The following is an 18,194-nucleotide window of genomic DNA, read 5'->3' on the forward strand; positions in this document are numbered from 1 at the left end:
GTCCCCGTTAGGTATTTTGTGACTACTTGCCGAACATCTTCAGCACGGCATCGACCACATCTCCGGCATTTGGAATCACCGCCTTCTCCAGAGTGTGATTGTAGGGCACCGGCACGTTTTTCGCCGAGACACGTATCGGTGGTGCATCGAGTTCGAAGAAACACTCCTCGTTGATGATCGCCATCACCTCGGAACCAACACCGACCGGCGCCTCCGCCTCCTCTACGATCACTGCGCGATGGGTCTTGGCCACCGATGCCTTGATCCCCTCTCGATCCAGCGGTGCCAGACTGTAGAGATCGATCACCTCGACGTCTATACCCTGCCGCGCCAGCACATCGGCCGCCTGCAGACACCAGTGGACCGAGACGTTATAGCCAAACAGTGTTACATCTTTGCCCTCGCGTGCAGTCTCGGAACCCTCTAGCGGCATGAAGTACTCCTCATCGGGCACCTCACCCTTCATGTTGTACATCAGCTCATGTTCATTGATGAAGACCGGGTCGTTACAGCGCACCGCGCTCTTCAGCAGCCCATAGGCCTGACGCGGATTACTCGGCGTGACCACGCGCAGACCCGCCACTCCCATGAAGACCTTCTCCATCCGTGCCGAGTGCTGCGCACCGAGCTGATGGGCGCAGCCGCCGGGGGAGCGGAACACCACCGGCGCCTCGAGCTGACCGCCCGACATGTAACGCACCTTGGCGGCGGAGTTGAACATCTGGTCCATTGCCAGCCAGGCGAAGTTGACCGACATGATCTCGATAATCGGACGCACGCCGAGGAAAGAGGCACCGATACCGAGACCGGTATAACCGCCCTCGGCAATGGGTGTGTCGATCACCCGCTCCTCGCCATACTTGTCGTAGAGGCCGGAGGTCGCCTTGTAGGTACCGCCAACCACGCCGATATCCTCGCCCATGCAGATCACCATTGGGTCGCGCGCCATCTCCTCATCGTGGGCACGACGAATACCTTCCCAATACATCATCTCAGCCATCAGCTCGCCCTCCCTGCAACATATGGATCGTTCTCTGCCAGCACATAGCGCTCCGCCTCTGCCGGATCGGGTTCAGGGGCCGCCTCGCAGTAGGGAATGATCTCCTCTTCGATCTCGTCGATGATCGAGCGGTCGAGTGTCTGGTACTCATCCTCACTAAAATCACCCGTCTCTATCAGACGATCACGCAGGATGATGATCGGATCGCGTTTGCCCCACTCCTGCTCTTCCTCCTTGCTGCGATAGGCATTGGAGTCGGACATCGAGTGGCCGCGATAGCGATAGGTAAGCAGCTCGAGCATGTAGGGCCCCTTACCCGAGCGCACATGCTCAACCGCCGCTGTAGCGGCTGCATAGACCACGTCGATATCCTGCCCGTCGACCTGATTGGAGGGGATGTCGTAGGCCGCTACCCGCTTGTACTGATCCTGTACCGCCGTGGAGCGGTTGATACGGGTACCGATACCGTAGAGATTGTTCTCGGTGATATAGAGCACCGGCAGACTCCAGATCTTGGCCATGTTAAGCGCCTCGTGGAAGGTGCCCTGATTATTCGCCGCATCGCCGAGAAAGCAGATGGCGATGTCATCATCGCCCTTGAGTTTGATCGCCTTGGCCATGCCAGCCGCAAGCGGGAAGGGCCCACCGACCAGCGCGTAACCACCCATAAAGCGATTGGCTACATCGAAGATATGCATTGAGCCACCGCGTCCTCTCGAACAGCCGCTCTCCTTGCCGTAGAGCTCGGCCATCACCGCCTTCGGATCGGCGCCGCACTTGATTGCATGGACGTGATCGCGATAGCCGGTGATCACATAATCGCTGCCGGGACGGGCCGCCTCCAGTACACCGTGGCAACACGCCTCCTGTCCGGGGTAGAGATGCAGGAACCCACCGATCTTGCGTTCCACATAGGCCTCGTAACATCTCTCTTCAAAGCGTCGCGCGAACAACATCTCGCGCAGCAGCCGTTTTTTGTCTGCGGTGTTCATATCGTACCCATCCTAATAACCCACTACTTTACTCTTCTTTTAATATCCTACTGTTTTTATCAAGCTTTATCTATACGGGATGATTTAGCCGTGATTCTAAAGAGACAGGTCCCCGGGGAGTCGCTATTTTGCGAAAGCTTGTTTTGGGCATCAAGCCCAAGCAAGCGGCAAATACTTAACGCGACCGTTTATGCCTGCGGCGCCCGACCGTCCTGCGTACGTTGCGTAATCACCTCTTCGCGGCTCTACACAACTCCCTCAGTGACTCTACGCCGACATAAAGCCGCTGCTGCATCTTCTTCGTCGTTCGCTCGCGCTCTCAACTACGAATAGGCAGACGGCGTCGACTATCGGGGACTAACCGCCCTCACTTCGCTCTCCATGGCGGTCAGCGGGGGAGTCGCTATTTTTGCGAAAGTTTGTTTTGGGCATCAAGCCCAAGCAAACAGCAAAACTAACGCGACCGTTTATGCCTTCGGCGCCCCGACCGTCCTGCGTACGTTGCGTAATCACCTCTTCGCGGCTCTACACAACTCCCTCAGTGACTCTACGCCGACATAAAGCCGCTGCTGCATCTTCTCCGTCGTTCGCTCGCGCTCTCAACTACGAATAGGCAGACGGCGTCGACTATCGGGGACTAACCGCCCTCACTTCGCTCTCCATGGCGGTCAGCGTATGATCGGAACCTGACCATCAGGGGCAAGGAACGGAACATGAAAGCGACGCTACCAAAAAAGCTGAATATCACGATAATTCAACAACTAAGCAGTAGTGACACAGCACGCTACGATGCCCAGGAGAGCCTACTAGTGCTGCTGCCGGAACGCAGCCTTGAGGGGCGCTGGCCCTCTCTCCCCTATCGTGATCTGTTCAAACGACGTTTCGCCAAACTCGATAGCCCCAAGGCTGGGACCAGGCTATTTGAGTGTTTTCTACCCAATCGCCGCGATACCCACACCCTGCTCGCGATCCCCGCCGCCGATGCCACCCCGTTCGAGCAGCTGACTCTGGCACGCAAGCTGGTCGCACCACTTCTCACCAATCGTCCCGGTTCAATCGCTATCGATCTCGGTGCCCTGACACAGAAACTGGTCGAACAGACGGCGGAGGCGCTGGTGGCAGCACTTCTTTCCGCCGCTGCAGAGATGCCCGATTACCGTAAAGAGGCCAAAAGCAGTCCGCTAAAACGTATTGAGCTGATCGGTCTGAAACAGCGCATCGATCTCAAACCGTGTCAGGCCGAGGCGGAGGGCAACCAGCTCGCCCGCTGGCTCACTGCCCTGCCGCCCAACAGCCTGACCCCGAAGAGTTATCTCTCCCTGGCACGCACACTCGCTCGTCGCGAGGGTTGGCAGCTGAAGTTTCACAACAGCAAGGCGCTGGAGAAGATGGGGGCAGACGCCTTCCTCGCCGTCGCCAAGGCGGGGCCAACGGGTGCCGGGATCGTTCAACTCAGCTACCAACCGCCTAAAGCTCGCAGCAAGGAGAAACAGCGCCTTGGGCTGGTCGGCAAAGGAATCTGCTTCGATAGCGGCGGACTGAATATAAAACCGGCGCGTCATATGTATGGCATGCACCACGACATGGCCGGTAGCGCCGTTGCGCTCGGCACCCTGCTCGCACTCAGTCGCCTCAAGGTCGACTACCCGGTCGACTGCTGGCTGGCGCTGGCAGAGAATCACATCAACGAGCACGCCTATCGTCAGGGCGATGTGATCACCGCGCTCAACGGCGAGACGATCGAGATTGTTCACACCGATGCCGAGGGGCGCATGGTACTGGCCGACACCCTCACCCTGGCAAGCCGTAACAATCCTGCTCTGCTGATCGACTACGCCACCCTGACCGGTAGCTGCAGTTACGCACTCGGTAATCGCTACAGCGGTGCCTTCTCCAACCGCAACACTCTCAACGAGCAAGCACAGCATGCAGGTGCCATCTCTGGCGAGCGGGTCTGGCCCTTCCCCAACGACAGCGATTTTGATGAGGCGCTGGAGAGCGAGATTGCCGATACCAAACAGTGCACGCTGGAAGGCGAAGCGGATCACATCCTCGCCGCCCGCTTCCTGCAACGCTTTCTCGACGGCGAGTGCGACTGGCTCCACCTCGATCTATCTTCAGCCACCAACAAGGGCGGACTGGCCCACATTCCGACCGAAATCACCGGTTTTGGCGTGCGATTCACCCTCGAACTGCTCAATCAGGTGAAATTTCCCACTTCGTAGCCCCCGGAATAGCGCCAATATTTCCACACCAAACTGGCATTCAAATTGCTGTGATCTTAATAACCGTTAAGTCTCTCCGAGAACTGGCCGATATAAGGGTCAGAGCGGGATTCCAAAAAGGGAGGATCAGCAATGAATAGATACGAGACAACAGAGCATCAAGATGAGGTGATCAGCCGCTCAACCGAAGAGCAGCACATCGAACAGCTGCAGAAACAGGGTGAGAACTTCCCCTCGTGGATGGCGGTGGACGATGAAGAGCGGCTACGTCATCTGGCCCAGGCGGGTGCTGGAGGCAGTTACTAAGGAGAGCGACGCTTTCGGGGGTGAGAGAGTGTGAGATGTCCTATTTGGTGCAAAGACTAAACTATCGCCGCTGACCGACAACGGCGTAAGCATATTCTTACAGACAGCTTCTCAGCTCACGCCTAAATTTCACCGCTAATAATAAAAAGCGGAGAGACAGGGATGAGCGACCCGACAACCAAGAGAACCTCAGCCGAGATCGAACAGAAACTACGCGATGAGCTGTCCCACCTACGACAGGGTTATGCAAAACTCGATCAGGGAAGCTACTCAAAGGATGATATCTGGGCAGGCCAGATCTACCAGAAATTGATCATGCGCCAGACCGAGATCATCAATACGCTCTACGGCTAACAGCACAAAATCACAAAGAGGCCCGCATTGCGGGCCTCTTTACGCTCAACGTTAACGCTGCAGCTCTATTACCCCGGAGGCGTGCACCGTGATTCGGCTGCTGCCCGGCTCCACCGCCACCGGTGCCGCCTCGGCCATCATGGATGAACGTCGCATCGCCATCGGTCGTGGCGCATTCGATTGATTATTCAGATTGATCTGCACAATGCGATAACCGCTCGCACCCAACGACTGTTGCACCAGTTCGGCACGCTTACTGAATGCTGCCAGCGCCTCGGTAATGAGCTGATCCTCATATCCGCGACGCGTCTCATCAAGCAGGGTAAAGTTGATCGACTTCACCACCAGGCTCTGCTGCAGCTCACCCACCAGTGTCGCAAGCAGCGACTCATCACGAGACTCCAGCATCAGGCTCTGACTACCACGCCAGGCAACCAGCCGAGACTTTTTGCTCACCGGATAGGTACGGTAGGGGCCGCTCTCAATTGTCACACCGGAAGCCATCTTCGCCCGCTGCAGTGCTGCTGCCATGGTGCGATTGATCTCATCGGCCAGCTCTGCAGGATCGCTACGTTCGATCTCTATCGCGAGCGTCGCCTGCATCAACTCATTCTCAACCTCCATCGCCCGCTCTACCGAGAGGGTGACCCGGTCGTAGTGATCCTCGTCGTCATTGGCCCACAGTGGCGCGGCAAGTCCCAGCATCAGCAGTATCAGCAAGCCCTTTTTCATAAACCTTCCCCTTTATTATTCCTGTCCACTAAGACGCGAGATGCGTTGATTGGTACTATTGACCCATTACCCCAGTGTAGAGAAAAACCGTGACCGAGATAACCATCACCCGCCCCGACGACTGGCACCTCCACCTTCGAGACGACGAGGCGATGCAAGCCGTGGTCGCCCACACCGCCGAACGCTTCGGCCGCGCCATCGTGATGCCCAACCTGCGCCCCCCGGTTACCACCACCGAACAGGCACTCGCCTATCGCGACCGTATCCTCAAGGCGCTACCCGAAGGGTCGGCCTTCGAACCACTGATGACCCTCTACCTCACCGACAACACACCACCCGAGGAGATCGAGAAGGCAGCAGCAGACGGTGCAGTAAAGGCGGTCAAACTCTACCCTGCCGGTGCCACCACCAACTCCGACTCGGGCCTGACCGACATCCACAAGGCCGAGGCGACACTACAGAAGATGGCCGAGGTCGGTATGCCGCTGCTGGTCCACGGTGAGGTCACCGCCAAAGAAGTCGACATCTTCGACCGAGAAGCGCGCTTCCTCGATGAGGTACTGAAACCGCTGATCGACCGCATTCCCGATCTGAAGGTAGTTGCCGAACACATCACCACCAAAGAGATGGCCGAGTTCGTCCTGCAGGCAAGCGATAACGTCGCCGCCACCATCACCCCGCAGCACCTGCTCTACAACCGCAACGCGATGCTGGTCGGTGGCATCCGCCCCCACTTCTACTGCCTGCCAATCCTCAAACGCGAAATACACCGCGAGAAGCTGATCGAGGTCGCCACCTCCGGCAATCCAAAATTCTTCCTCGGCACCGACAGCGCCCCCCACGCCAAGGGCGCCAAAGAGTCGGCCTGCGGCTGCGCCGGCGTCTACTCCGCCCACGCCGCTATCGAGTTCTACGCCGAAGCATTTGACGCCGCCGGCGCCCTCGACAAACTCGAAGGCTTCGCCAGCCACTTCGGCGCAGACTTCTACGGCCTGCCGCGTAACAGCGATACGATCACATTGAAAAAAGAGAGCTGGGAGGTACCGGAGAGTTATCCATTTGGTGATGAGACCATCATCCCGCTACGGCCAAGGAGACGGTCAGCTGGAAAATGGCCTTATGAATCAGAAGAGTCAGCCAGAAACCCAGCGCCTTTCGACCGGGCAATAAAACATCGATTCGACTATTGTCGTAACATTCGCTAAAGACGGACCTAATTAAGATTCAATCCACGCCCCACATAACCATAATTAACTACAAGGAGAACAGTAGCAGGATGCTAAACCGCCATAGCCATTCACAGAAAAACATCAAAACACCTAAGAAAAGTGAGTGTTTTTGAGAGTATATCGAAACATACTCTCCAGCAACGCAATCTACAGTTCAGCCTATAACCCTAAGGATTTCAAATGAAGGAAGTTAAAGACTTTATTTACTTGGACATGGATAAGATTAGCTCGCTTTACAGCCAGATATCAGGAGGAATAGTTCAGTCATTTGAGATGTCTTCAGCATCTTCAAAAACAGCAAGAATCTTAGAAACTATGATTTTAAAGTTTTAAACATGATGCAGGTGGTACTGAGACTGAATCTCAAGATTTAAAAGAAATCCGAGTAAGTCATCATGAGATATATGGCGAATTAGAGCGGGCACTATTTGAGAACGGGTATGCTGCTGAGATCGGTACTGATGTAAAAAGGAAGACATCGAATCTGGCAATGCACTCAATATATTTGAAAGCGCATTATGCGTAAAGCCGAAGGTAATATTGTCCTTGAAGACTATGAGCGCATTACGCGAATCGCTGACAACCATGAAGATATAACTGGCTTCATCAATCAAAGCATCGAGTCTAGCTTGCATGAAACACCAGAGCTCAAGGAGTTACTCGACAAAATTGATGTCATGAAAAACAACATCAAAACCATGAAAAATGGATCACAAAATAATAATGCCAAGAATGAAATCAAGGTATTTGAAGACACCCTTCGGGAGTTAGTTGAATCAAAGCTAATTGGAAAGGTTGACAAATGGATCATTGATGGCCTCAAAACATGGGTTCGTGTTTTCTTGCCCGACGTCTTCAATATCCGGTTATACCCATTCATGGATCTTTTAAACTTTCATGTAATGTCGAACGTTAAAGAGACTTTTTCCTGGACGATAACACCGAATCAGTTCACTACTTGTTTGGATCCAAACCAACTATCAAAGTCACAATGCTTGGGGTAATAACATCGATCCCTAGAAAAGGGGAAGATTCATTCGAACCCATGAAAGAATTTGAGGAGAAGACCTTGATAAGGAAGGTAATGAACATCTATCAGTTGAAAGTGCTTACCGTGGCGTTTTCAGGGGTTTGACGGCTTTGAGGAATTGATCAGAACATGTCGACACCCAAGAATCATGGTCCAACCAATTGCTATTTATAGAGCCGTAAAGCCTAACAATGCATTGAAGCGAACAAACCACTGAATACAAGCTCACTCATAGTTGAACAACGGAGAACGAACAAAATATTTAGGGTCAGTGTAATAACCATGAATGACAGGTCAATAAGTTGATACACTAACCTCGAATATCGAAAGCACCAGGGCACTTGAAAGTGAATAACACCCCCTCAAAAAACCCTTTAGACAAGCTCCCACTCATTCTCAAGAAGGATTTAGATCAAAATCTTTGCACCTGCCCGGGGAGTCGCTATTTTTGCGAGAGTTTGTTTTGGGCATCCAAGCCCAAGCAAACAGCAAAAACTTCACGCGACCGTTTATGCCTGCGGCGCCCCGACCGTCCTGCGTTCGTTGCCTAATCACCTCTTCGCGGCTCTACACAACTCCCTCAGTGACTCTACGCCGACATAAAGCCGCTGCTGCATCTTCTTCGTCGTTCGCTCACGCTCTCAACTACGAATAGGCAGACGGCGTCGACTATCGAGGGACTAACCGCCCTCACTTCGCTCTCCATGGCGGTCAGCGAACGAGGTTCTTAAGATAGACATTATCAACGCCATTACTAATGGGGCCTCATCCGTAGAAGCGGTGAAATCAGAGACCTACGCTACGATGGGAAGCGGCTGTTGCACTCAGCAGGTAGAGCGATTGATTGAGTGTCTCTGCCCACCGGAAGAGGAGTAGCCGTAGGGTGGGTACTCTTCTCTGCCCACGCTGAACCATCACCGCATTAGCATTCCGTATGCCTGCGTGGGCACTACAACCGTGCCCACCCTACGAAAACGAACCGATCTAGGACGAGGGGTCGGAGTCGATTCGACTCCGCCCCCTTCAAGGTAGTAGTTAATAGACCCGACTCACTTTGTACCCCTGCTGCTTAAGCAAATTCAGAATCCCCACCTCACCCGGCAGGTGCAGCGCACCCACTGCAACAAAGCTTCGTCCCTGTTCCAGATAGGGCGTCATACGGGTGACCATGAGCCGGTTACGATCATCGACCATGCGCTTCGCAAGACGCTCGTTCAGATCGGCATCTCCGTCATTTTTTGCCAATTCTTGAATTTCCCAGAGCGCACCCAGATCACGTGCTACGTAGACCTGGAGCATCTTCTCGAGTTCAGCGGCGATCTGTGGATGGTTTTCAACCGAATCTCGCAGCAGGGTGACCTGATCCTCATCGGAGAGTTTGTCGAAGATATTAAGCTGCTCCTCGGCGCTCTCGAGACCGAACACGGGCTTCTTATCACGTTGCGCCATCAGATAGAGGCGATTATCGAGAAACAAACCCGTCTCCGGCTTTGGGATACTAATAGTGGTTGCAAGCGCCCAGGGCTTGAAGCGTTTGGCGGCGATCTCCGGCAGACCGAAGTTGCTGGCAATCGTCATGGCCTGGCGGTAGAGCTCGGCATCAAACATCGGTTCAAGAGTCTTACCACCGGTTAGCTGAAACTTTCCGGCGATGCTGGCGATCGCCTGCGGATCGGGTACCAGTTCCATGATAAGGCGTTGGGAGTGGTTGAAACTTTGGCGAACGAAGATCGGCAGCTCGATCACCCGGGGATCTTCGGAGTGGATGGTGCCAAACACAAAGCTGGCCGTCTCTCCTGGTCGCTCCACCTGCCAGAGCAGCCCCTTTTCATACAGCGCCGGATCGGCATGAACCAGACTGGTTAGGCTAACCAGCAGAATTAGCAGGGAATATGATCGTTTTAGCACGCTATTTCTCGACTTTTGTCACACAATTTAAACTTTGAGCTTAGCTTTCGGCCACGCCTTCCGTTATCCTACGCGCATGTCAGAACATGCCAACAGCTCACCGATATCACGCCGCTTTCGCGGCTTCCTGCCCGTTATTGTCGATGTAGAGACGGGCGGACTCAACTCTGCCACCGATGCTCTGCTCGAGGTAGCGGCGGTCACTGTTCGCATGGATCTCAGCGGTATGCTGGTCCCACACGAGACCCACAGTTGCCACGTCAAACCCTTCAAGGATGCCAATCTCGATCCTAAATCGCTGGCGCTCAACGGTATCGACCCCTACCATCCGCTGCGTATTGCCCAGGATGAGAAGGATGCGCTCGACCATGTCTTCCGGCCGATTCGCAAACAGGTAAAGGCTCACGACTGTAAACGGGCGATTCTGGTTGGCCATAACGCCGCCTTCGATCTCGCCTTTATCAATGCAGCAGCCAATCGCTGCAATATCAAACGCAATCCATTCCACCTCTTCAGCACCTTCGATACTGTTTCACTCGCTGGTCTCGCCTACGGCCAGACCGTTCTGGCGCGTGCAGCGATAGAGGCAGGACTGTTGTGGGAGTCGGAGAAGGCACACTCAGCGGTCTACGATGCGGAACAGACGGCCAAGCTCTTCTGCACCATCGTTAACAGCTGGGAGACCCACGTGCGTGCACCTGCTGAAGTCGCGGCGATGAACGGCTAGCGAAACACTGCCCCTACCCCGCGTTTTTTACGCGGGTGATTCACCGAACATATCCTCTTCTACCTCATGGCGCGCTTCCAGATCACCACGCATCATTGCGACAAAGACCCTCACCAGCTCTGGGTCCCACTGTCCTGAGTCGAACTCACTCTCGATAATCGATAGCGCCTTCTCAGGTGTCATACCCTTGCGGTAGACGCGATCACCAGTCATCGCATCCCAGGTATCGGCAATCGCCACGATTCTCGCCAACAGTGGTATCTGCTCACCCTTCAGTCCATCGGGATAACCGTTGCCATCCCAACGCTCGTGGTGCCAGGCGGCGATCTCGGCAAACTCCTTGAAACGCTTGAGAGGGCGCATGATATTGGCCGTGAGGGTGGGATGGCGCTGCATCTCTTCATACTCTGCATCATCGAGTGGTGCCGGTTTATTCAGGATCTGCTCGGCGATACCGATCTTGCCCAGATCGTGCATCAGCGCCCCCTGTTTGAGCAGTTTGAGCTCGTCCTTATCCAATCCGAGGCGACGCCCCAGTTGCACAGAGAATTTAGAGACTCGCCCCGAATGGGTAGCGGTGTAGGCATCTTTCGCCTCCAATGCCTTTGCAAGCGACTGCAGCATCTGCAGATAGGCCTCTTCCTGCTCGGTGAAGAGCTGTTCGATGCTATCGGCCATACGGTTCACCGAACGCCCCAGATCACCCAACTCATCACGCCCTAACTGCTCTTCACGACTGCTCAGCTCACCTGCAGCGATCTTCTCGGTCACGGCACCCAGCGATTGAATCGGGTGAATCAGAAGCCGGTGTATCTCCCACCAGAGAAAGAGCAGCAGGATGATGAAACAGATAGCAAAGACCGTAACCAGCTCTCGCTCATAACGATCATCGAACTGCTGGATACGTTTGATCGTCGCTTCGAGATTGATCTCCACCTCAACCGCAGCGATCACTTTACCGTTATGGTGCAGTGGAATGATGATATCGGCCTTGGGAATTTCGATACCGGTTACAGGATCGCGTGCATACTCCACCTCCTCGCCCAGCGAAATTTCACCCTGCTGAAAGACGGCCGCCTTGGTGCCGTCTATCTGTTTAAGCGGATACTTTCCCGGTTTGGAGTGGGCCAGAATTTGGCCATCTGCGTTGAAGATATAGAGCGCGTAGATGGAGAAGTTGAGCAGGTCGAGCTGGTCACGCTGAATGGTCTGGTCAATGACTTGCTGCAGCGCTTTGCGATTGAGCGGTTCATCCAGCTTGCCAATCTCATGCTCAATACCGAGCAGGAAGACCAGCGCCTCACGCTTGGTCTGATCGAGAAAAGCACCCTCGAGCACCACTTCTGAACGCCACATCACCGCCCAGAAGGTCAGCGTAATAGTCAGCGCCGAGAATCCGTTTAGTCAGACTCGACGCAAATAGCTTGCGCGCTCCCAATTTCATATTCGCTATCCCTGGCTCGTTAGCCCTACTCTCTACAGGCCAATACCATACAACAAGCGTGGCTTTAGTGCGCCTGGAAGATCACTCTTCGCTTCGCTTGCGACCGGTCACCATCGCTCGGGGCAGGTTCTCATTGTGGGCGAGGCTGCTCACCACTACCCCGACAATGTGAAGCAGCACCAGCATCAACGTCAGGTTGGCAAATGTTTCATGTAGCTCCTCCCAGAACTCATCCCCCTCACCTTCGTCCCCCTCATGCTCCTCTTCATCTTCGTCATCATCGGCATGGGCCGTTGAGATAAGAGTGAATCCCTCAACCTGAGCCAGAGGACCTGCCCCCTTCTCCACGGCATAGAGCTGCAGACCAGTGAGCGTAGTCCCCGTGAGCATCAGCAGCAGTGCGACCACCATCGCCCCGGCCGCCGGATTGTGGCCGAGATAGCGCCTGGCACGGTTGCCACTCATATCCTTGAGATAGGCGATGATGGTAGTGGGCGCGTAGATAAAGTCTTTGAATCGTGCGTATCTGGGTCCGATTAACCCCCAAAACACTCTAAACACCAGTAACGCAGCCACGTAGTAACCGGCCCATACATGTAACGTCAGCAGCTCATCCTCGGTGACGTAGGCGATCACAAACGCCGCTACTAGTGTCCAGTGAAAGATTCGCACCAGCGGGTCCCACACCTTGATCTCGTTATCCATACTCCTCCCCTTACTATTTTGTTCTGCGGGGTTCGACCCCAAATCCCACACAAAGTGCAGACATAAAAAAACCCACGCCCCCAGAGGCCGGGGAGTCGCTATTTTTGCGAAAGTTTGTTTTGGGCATCCAAGCCCAAGCAAACAGCAAAACTTAACGCGACCGTTTATGCCTACGGCGCCCCGACCGTCCTGCGTTCGTTGCGTAATCACCTCTTCGCGGCTCTACACAACTCCCTCAGTGACTCTACGCCGACATAAAGCCGCTGCTGCATCTTCTTCGTCGTCGCTCGCGCTCTCAACTACGAATATGCAGGGCGGCGTCGACTATCGGGGACTAACCGCCCTCACTTCGCTCTCCATGGCGGTCAGCGGTAGCGTGGGTCTGTTACAGCTGGATTAGGCTATTAGCTCGCCTTTTTGGCAGCAGCCCCCTCCATCATGGTCTTCAGCTCACCCTTCTCATAGAGATCGAGGGTGATATCACAGCCGCCGACCAGCTCGCCGTTGATGTAGACCTGTGGGAAGGTGGGCCAGTTGGCGTAGCGTGGCAGATTCTCAAAGATCTCTGGATCGGCCAGTACATTCACATAGGCAAACTCGACGCCACACGCCTGCATCGCCTGTGCGGTACGGCTGGAGTAACCACAGGATGGAAGCTGTGGAGTTCCCTTCATGTAGACAACAATCGGGTTACCTTCAACCTGCTCTTTAATTCTTTCCAAAACGTCCATTACAACACCTCATTGAATTCGTTAATGCTGCTCACCACAACTGATCGTTCAAACGATCGCAGTCGAGACAGTCTACCCAGCTCTATATGGGGAAAAAGTTCGGCTTTCAAGGGTTTTTCACGAAAATTTTCATCGACATTGGTCTGCAGCCAGAACTCCAGCAGCGCCATATGCCACAGCTTGCTGCCGAGAATGCGAGTGTGGTGCGTCTCCGGCTCGGCCAGCAGTCGCTCGACATAGCTACGATTGAATAGCTCACGCTCGCGACAGGCCTGCGAGTCGAGAATATCGCGCATGAAGTCGAGGAATTCACCGCGTACAAACTTCAGTGCCGGTACTGGGAAGTAGCCCTTGGGACGGTCGATCACCGCATCGGGGATCAGACCTCGAGCAATACGCTTGAGCGGGTACTTGCCCCCCTCCTTGAGTCGCATCTCGGGCGGCATCGCCATCGCCAGCTCAACCAGATCGTGATCGAGGAATGGTACCCGCGCCTCCAGCCCCCACGCCATGGTCATATTGTCGACCCGTTTGACCGGATCATCGACGATCAGGGTGGTGACATCCATACGCAGCACCTGATCGATGAAGGAGTCGGCCATCGGGCGGGAGAGCAGCCCAGCAACCCGCTCGGCGGTGTAGTCCTCGCCACGATAGGCGGCGGTAACACTCTCGAGAAACTCATCGTGGTCACGATCGAAGTAGTGGCGGCGGAAACGATCGACCGGCTCACCGACGATCTCATCGCGCATGCGGGGGTACCAGAAGTAGCCGCCGAAGACCTCATCGGCCCCCTGCCCACTCTGCACCACCTTTACCTCTTGCGAGACCTTCTCCGAGAGCAGGTAGAAGGCGACTGCATCTTGGCCCACCATCGGCTCGGCCATGCAACTGACCGCCTCGGGCAGGCGTTTTAGCACTTCGCCATTGGGAATCTCATACTTATGGTGGTGCGTATTGAAACGCTCAACTACCAGATCGGAGTACTCGAATTCACTCCCCTTCTCCTCAGGCTGATCCTCGAAACCGACCGAGAAGGTGAGCAGATTCTCCACTCCGCTCTCGGCCATCAGGCCGACCAGCAGTGAGGAATCGAGACCACCCGAGAGCAGCACACCGACCGGTACATCGGCCGCAAGGCGACGACGCTCGACCGACTGGCGCAGTGAGTCGTGCACCGCCTCGACCCACTCATCTTCGCTCATTTCCTGTTCGGGGCGCTGTGCGGCGAGATGCCAGTAGGTCCGCTCCTGCTGCCTGCCGTTGGATTCAATAGTCAGGGTAGTGGCGGGCGACAGTTTCCGAATACCGTTGAGGATGGTGCGCGGAGCTGGGATAACCGCATGCAGGGTGAACTGGTGGTGAAGTGCCACCGGATCGATCGACTTATCGATACCGCCCGATGCCAGCAGCGCCTGGGTATTGGAGGCGAAGCGCAGACACCCCTGTTGCTCGCTGTAGTAGAGCGGTTTGATGCCGAGCCGGTCACGGGCTAGAAAGAGCCGTTTAGCCCGCATCTCCCAGATGGCAAAGGCGAACATACCGGCGAAGCGTTCAACACAACGTTCACCCCAGGCAGCATAGGCCTTGATGATCACCTCGGAGTCACCATCGCTAAAGAAGTGATAACCCATCGCCTGCAGATCGGCACGCAGTTCGCGATAGTTATAGATGGTGCCATTAAAGACCAGCGCCAGCCCCAGCTCATTGTCGATCAGTGGCTGGTTGGCACGCTCGGAGAGATCGATAATTGCCAGACGCCGATGACCAAAGGCGAGCGGGCCGTCCGAGTAGCTACCACCATGATCGGGACCACGCCGCTCAAGGGCGCGATTCATGCGCGTAATCGCATCCAGATTCGGTGCGCTGCCATCGATTCTTAATTCACCACAGATACCACACATCTTCGACTACTCGATCATTAAACGGTTAGGAAAGGGTGCGCTGCTCAGCGCAGATAGAGATTGGAGACGACCTGTTTCACACCAGTGACAGACCTTGCCAGATCTACTGCACGGGCGCGCGCCGAACTGTTTGAAACTCTTCCTGAGAGGGTTACCACACCGTGACGAGTGGCGACATCGATATCACTACGACCAACCACGGCATCATTAATGAGTTTTGAATTGACCCGTGAGGTGATGGTTGCATCACTGGTGACCTGGGTGCGGCTGCGACCATCACTACTGCCGTAACCGCCACTGGCGTTACCGGTCACCATCGATGAGGCACATCCCGATAGCAGTAGAACACTTAACACCACCACAGCCGCTCTCTTCATGCCTCTCTCCCCACTCAGACCATCCATAATTGATCGAAGTATAACGTATCAATCTGCAACCGATTTAGCTCGGTCCACCATAACCGCCACCACCGGGTGTCTTGATCTCAAGGAGATCTCCAGCCTTAACCTCCACCGTCACCTTGCTCGGCAACGCTTCTCCATTGAGTCGGTTTTCACCGACGGCACCATCATCGCCACCTGCAATACCCCAGGGACGGTGGCGGCGACGTTCGGTCAGCAGGGTCGCGCTGGCGGGTGCGAGGAACCGATACTCACGCACCAATCCCTCGCCTCCCGGTCGCAGACCAGAGCCGGCCGAATTCTCACGTAGCCCATGGCGAGTCACCTGCAGCGGATAGCGCATCTCCAGCACTTCAATCGGTGTATTAAGGGTATTGGTCATATGGGTCTGTACGCCACTGAGGCCACCACCATTGCGACCCGCCCCCATACCGCCACCGATCGTCTCGTAATAGTCCCAGGCCGCACCGGGGCTATCGGAACCCATCGCCAGGTTGTTCATGGTGCCGTGGCTAGCGGCGGGAATCCGGTCGGGGATCGCCAGCGCCAGGGCACCGAGCACCACATCGACCACACGGGTACTGGTCTCGACATTACCGGCCGCCACCGCCGCTGGGCGCCTGGCATTAAGCAGGCTCCCCTCAGGTGCTTCAAGGGTAATGGCGCGAAACGCACCAGCGCAGGCGGGTGTCTGAGGTGGCATCAGACAACGAAAGGCGTAGTAGACCGCAGCGGCGGCTACCGAGAGCGGGCAGTTGATGTTGCCCTCGACCTGCGCGGCACTGTCACTGAAATTGAGATGAACATGGCTGCCTGCGACCTGCAGCGTCACGGCTATTTTCAGGTCGAAATTGTCCTGCCCATCATCATCCATCACATCACTAAATCGATAGGTACCATCGGGCAGCTCGACTAGCACCTGTTCAACCAGCCGCTGCGCATAGTCGTTCAGCTCCACCAGCGCACTCGAGAAGGCGCTACTACCGAGTGACTCGACCAATCGTTCCAACCGTTGCAGTCCAGCGCGATTGGCGCTGATCTGCGCGGTCAGGTCGCCCTCTGAGTCACGCGGGTTGCGTGTCTGGATAGTGATCTCATCCATCAATGAACGGTCGAGCTCACAGCGACGGAACAGGTTGGAGGGCGGTATCACTATTCCCTCCTCATCGAGGTGGCTGGAGATCGGCATCGAGCCGGGTGTTGAGGCACCGATATCGGCGTGGTGGGCACGGTTGGCGACAAAGGCGATCAGCTCGCCATCAAGAAAGAGCGGTGCGATCAGGGTTACATCGGGCAGGTGAGTGCCACCGAGAAAAGGATCGTTGAGAATCACCATATCGCCGTGCTGCCACTCGATACGCTCGACCAGATCGCGCATCGCATAGGCCATGCTGCCGAGATGGACCGGAATGTGGGCCGCCTGGGCGCAAAGCTCACCGCTCGCATCGAACAGCGCACAGGAGAAGTCGAGCCGGTCGCGAATATTGGGTGATAAGGCGCTACGACGCAGTACCGCCCCCATCTCCTCGCAGATCGCATCGATACGACTGGAGAAGAGACTCAATTCAATAGGATTCATCGTTGATGCCAGCTCCGCTATAACCGCAAATAATGAGATGTTGCAGAGTTCATTAGAATTTCTTAATATACCCGAGAAGTTTGCTAGGTCTTATAATCGCGTTATGCTAAGGGACACCACCCCAGTTAAGGCAATAACGCACAAAAACCAGGAAGGAGCTTAATCTAATGAACCCGCTTAATTCTATCACCGGCACCATCGTCGCCGGCTTTGTCCTCTCACTCATCGTGATGTTTGGTCTGGGCACCACCGGTGCAGTTAACCCCTGGGAGTTCTGGGTCTGGATGCACGTCCTGGCCGGTATCGCCTGGGTCGGTCTGCTCTACTACTTCAACTTTATTCAGGTTCCCGCCGTTGGCGCCGCTCTGGCCGATGCCGATCCGGGTCCAGCAGCTATCAATAAATATGTAGCACCTCGCGCCCTGCTCTGGTTCCGCTGGGCCGCTGTCGCCACCTGGGTCACCGGTGCGATGGTCCTTGAAGCGATGCATACCATGGATGGATCAGGTGTAGTCGCGGCCTTCACTCTGCAGACCGGCTTTGCCACCATCGGCGTCGGCGCATGGCTCGGCACCATCATGATGCTCAACGTCTGGGGACTGATCTGGCCGAACCAGAAGAAGATCCTAGGTCTTGATGGCAAGGAACACAGTGCAGAAGAGATCGCCAGCGCGAAGAAGATCGCCCTGATGGCATCACGCACCAATACCCTGCTCTCAATCCCAATGTTGATGTGCATGACTGGTCACGCGCACGGTCTGCCTTTCTAAGCAGAGCAGTAAAAAACCATAATGAGAGCCCGGCTTTTAGCCGGGCTTTCCTTTTTTAGAAACAGTTTCTGTAGCTTAGCGCGATCGAGGAGACCTATCTGGTGCGGCGGGCAGGTTTGATTCCCGCTAATTTCACCGATAGAATCCCCTCTTTCGT

22 protein-coding genes and 1 pseudogene are annotated in these 18,194 nt (G+C 55.3%); 13 read left to right on the forward strand and 10 right to left on the reverse strand.

Annotation, left to right across the window (positions count from 1 at the left end; genetic code table 11):
* Positions 1–22: 22 nt before the first annotated feature.
* Together HUE57_RS15955 and pdhA are read right to left on the reverse strand one after the other, a co-directional pair.
* Entirely contained in the window at positions 23–1,000 is a 978-nt protein-coding gene (locus HUE57_RS15955) for an alpha-ketoacid dehydrogenase subunit beta (protein ID WP_078483409.1), read from the reverse strand.
* Entirely contained in the window at positions 1,000–1,992 is a 993-nt protein-coding gene (gene pdhA / locus HUE57_RS15960) for a pyruvate dehydrogenase (acetyl-transferring) E1 component subunit alpha (RefSeq protein WP_078483408.1), read from the reverse strand. The genes HUE57_RS15955 and pdhA overlap by 1 nt, the downstream gene beginning before the upstream one ends.
* 138 nt (positions 1,993–2,130) lie before the next feature.
* Here pdhA and HUE57_RS15965 point away from each other — a divergent pair, with 138 nt between their 5' ends.
* The 5 genes from HUE57_RS15965 (at position 2,131) to HUE57_RS15985 (ending at position 4,877) form a co-directional block, all read left to right on the forward strand.
* Positions 2,131–2,325, forward strand: coding sequence for a hypothetical protein (locus HUE57_RS15965; protein WP_174672876.1), 195 nt, complete (start codon positions 2,131–2,133; stop codon positions 2,323–2,325).
* A gap of 76 nt (positions 2,326–2,401) precedes the next feature.
* Positions 2,402–2,605 (forward strand): hypothetical protein, encoded by a 204-nt coding sequence (locus tag HUE57_RS15970; RefSeq protein WP_174673515.1) that lies wholly within the window; start codon positions 2,402–2,404, stop codon positions 2,603–2,605.
* Positions 2,606–2,705: 100 nt separating this feature from the next.
* A complete protein-coding gene (locus HUE57_RS15975) occupies positions 2,706–4,217 on the forward strand; it encodes a M17 family metallopeptidase (RefSeq protein ID WP_078483407.1) in 1,512 nt (503 codons plus the stop codon).
* 132 nt (positions 4,218–4,349) lie between these two features.
* Positions 4,350–4,523: a hypothetical protein gene (locus HUE57_RS15980; RefSeq protein ID WP_172840221.1), complete on the forward strand. Its 174-nt coding sequence runs from the start codon at positions 4,350–4,352 to the stop codon at positions 4,521–4,523.
* Between the two features lie 162 nt (positions 4,524–4,685).
* Positions 4,686–4,877, forward strand: coding sequence for a hypothetical protein (locus tag HUE57_RS15985; RefSeq protein ID WP_078483406.1), 192 nt, complete (start codon positions 4,686–4,688; stop codon positions 4,875–4,877).
* 51 nt (positions 4,878–4,928) lie between these two features.
* Here HUE57_RS15985 and HUE57_RS15990 read toward each other — a convergent pair whose 3' ends face one another.
* Positions 4,929–5,609 (reverse strand): SIMPL domain-containing protein, encoded by a 681-nt coding sequence (locus tag HUE57_RS15990; RefSeq protein ID WP_078483405.1) that lies wholly within the window; start codon positions 5,607–5,609, stop codon positions 4,929–4,931.
* A gap of 89 nt (positions 5,610–5,698) precedes the next feature.
* On the opposite strand from HUE57_RS15990, the gene pyrC reads away from it, so the two are divergent.
* The 5 genes from pyrC (at position 5,699) to HUE57_RS20465 (ending at position 8,744) form a co-directional block, all read left to right on the forward strand.
* Positions 5,699–6,814 (forward strand): dihydroorotase, encoded by a 1,116-nt coding sequence (gene pyrC, locus HUE57_RS15995; protein WP_174673516.1) that lies wholly within the window; start codon positions 5,699–5,701, stop codon positions 6,812–6,814.
* A gap of 237 nt (positions 6,815–7,051) precedes the next feature.
* Positions 7,052–7,171, forward strand: a complete 120-nt coding sequence (locus HUE57_RS20460; RefSeq protein ID WP_420885725.1) for a hypothetical protein — start codon at positions 7,052–7,054, stop codon at positions 7,169–7,171.
* A gap of 185 nt (positions 7,172–7,356) precedes the next feature.
* Positions 7,357–7,842 (forward strand): hypothetical protein, encoded by a 486-nt coding sequence (locus HUE57_RS19355; RefSeq protein WP_236860625.1) that lies wholly within the window; start codon positions 7,357–7,359, stop codon positions 7,840–7,842.
* Between the two features lie 474 nt (positions 7,843–8,316).
* Positions 8,317–8,523 (forward strand): hypothetical protein, encoded by a 207-nt coding sequence (locus tag HUE57_RS16005; RefSeq protein ID WP_174673517.1) that lies wholly within the window; start codon positions 8,317–8,319, stop codon positions 8,521–8,523.
* 77 nt (positions 8,524–8,600) lie between these two features.
* On the forward strand, positions 8,601–8,744 hold the full coding sequence (locus HUE57_RS20465) for a (2Fe-2S)-binding protein (protein WP_174673772.1): 144 nt from the start codon (positions 8,601–8,603) through the stop codon (positions 8,742–8,744).
* A gap of 159 nt (positions 8,745–8,903) precedes the next feature.
* On the opposite strand, the gene HUE57_RS16015 is transcribed toward HUE57_RS20465, so the two are convergent.
* Positions 8,904–9,776 carry a TraB/GumN family protein gene (locus tag HUE57_RS16015; RefSeq protein ID WP_078483402.1) on the reverse strand — a complete coding sequence of 291 codons (873 nt, stop codon included), beginning with the start codon at positions 9,774–9,776 and terminating at the stop codon, positions 8,904–8,906.
* 76 nt (positions 9,777–9,852) lie between these two features.
* On the opposite strand from HUE57_RS16015, the gene rnt reads away from it, so the two are divergent.
* The gene (rnt, locus tag HUE57_RS16020) at positions 9,853–10,503 is read left to right on the forward strand and encodes a ribonuclease T (RefSeq protein WP_078483401.1); all 651 of its coding nucleotides are present in this window, start codon (positions 9,853–9,855) and stop codon (positions 10,501–10,503) included.
* Between the two features lie 27 nt (positions 10,504–10,530).
* Here rnt and HUE57_RS16025 read toward each other — a convergent pair whose 3' ends face one another.
* Both HUE57_RS16025 and HUE57_RS16030 read right to left on the reverse strand, forming a co-directional pair.
* On the reverse strand, positions 10,531–11,859 hold the full coding sequence (locus HUE57_RS16025; protein WP_174673518.1) for an HD domain-containing phosphohydrolase: 1,329 nt from the start codon (positions 11,857–11,859) through the stop codon (positions 10,531–10,533).
* A gap of 169 nt (positions 11,860–12,028) precedes the next feature.
* Positions 12,029–12,652 (reverse strand): cytochrome b/b6 domain-containing protein, encoded by a 624-nt coding sequence (locus HUE57_RS16030; protein WP_078483775.1) that lies wholly within the window; start codon positions 12,650–12,652, stop codon positions 12,029–12,031.
* Between HUE57_RS16030 and HUE57_RS16035 the strand changes: the two genes are divergently transcribed.
* Positions 12,636–13,052, forward strand: coding sequence for a hypothetical protein (locus HUE57_RS16035; protein WP_174673519.1), 417 nt, complete (start codon positions 12,636–12,638; stop codon positions 13,050–13,052). The two genes, HUE57_RS16030 and HUE57_RS16035, sit on opposite strands and share 17 nt — an antisense overlap.
* Before the next feature lie 4 nt (positions 13,053–13,056).
* Here HUE57_RS16035 and grxD read toward each other — a convergent pair whose 3' ends face one another.
* From grxD to HUE57_RS16055, 4 genes and pseudogenes are all read right to left on the reverse strand, one after another.
* Positions 13,057–13,383, reverse strand: a complete 327-nt coding sequence (grxD, locus tag HUE57_RS16040) for a Grx4 family monothiol glutaredoxin (RefSeq protein ID WP_078483776.1) — start codon at positions 13,381–13,383, stop codon at positions 13,057–13,059.
* Positions 13,384–13,514: 131 nt separating this feature from the next.
* A pseudogene (locus HUE57_RS16045) lies at positions 13,515–15,287 on the reverse strand (N-acetylglutaminylglutamine amidotransferase); the annotation flags it as partial.
* 44 nt (positions 15,288–15,331) lie between these two features.
* Positions 15,332–15,664 (reverse strand): BON domain-containing protein, encoded by a 333-nt coding sequence (locus HUE57_RS16050; protein WP_172840277.1) that lies wholly within the window; start codon positions 15,662–15,664, stop codon positions 15,332–15,334.
* A gap of 64 nt (positions 15,665–15,728) precedes the next feature.
* Positions 15,729–17,267, reverse strand: a complete 1,539-nt coding sequence (locus HUE57_RS16055) for a hydantoinase B/oxoprolinase family protein (RefSeq protein WP_078483793.1) — start codon at positions 17,265–17,267, stop codon at positions 15,729–15,731.
* Between the two features lie 167 nt (positions 17,268–17,434).
* On the opposite strand from HUE57_RS16055, the gene HUE57_RS16060 reads away from it, so the two are divergent.
* Positions 17,435–18,037 carry a urate hydroxylase PuuD gene (locus HUE57_RS16060; RefSeq protein ID WP_078483779.1) on the forward strand — a complete coding sequence of 201 codons (603 nt, stop codon included), beginning with the start codon at positions 17,435–17,437 and terminating at the stop codon, positions 18,035–18,037.
* The last annotated feature ends 157 nt before the right edge of the window (positions 18,038–18,194 follow it).

It is taken from the genome of Candidatus Reidiella endopervernicosa, assembly GCF_013343005.1.
In the GTDB taxonomy this organism is placed as follows: Bacteria; Pseudomonadota; Gammaproteobacteria.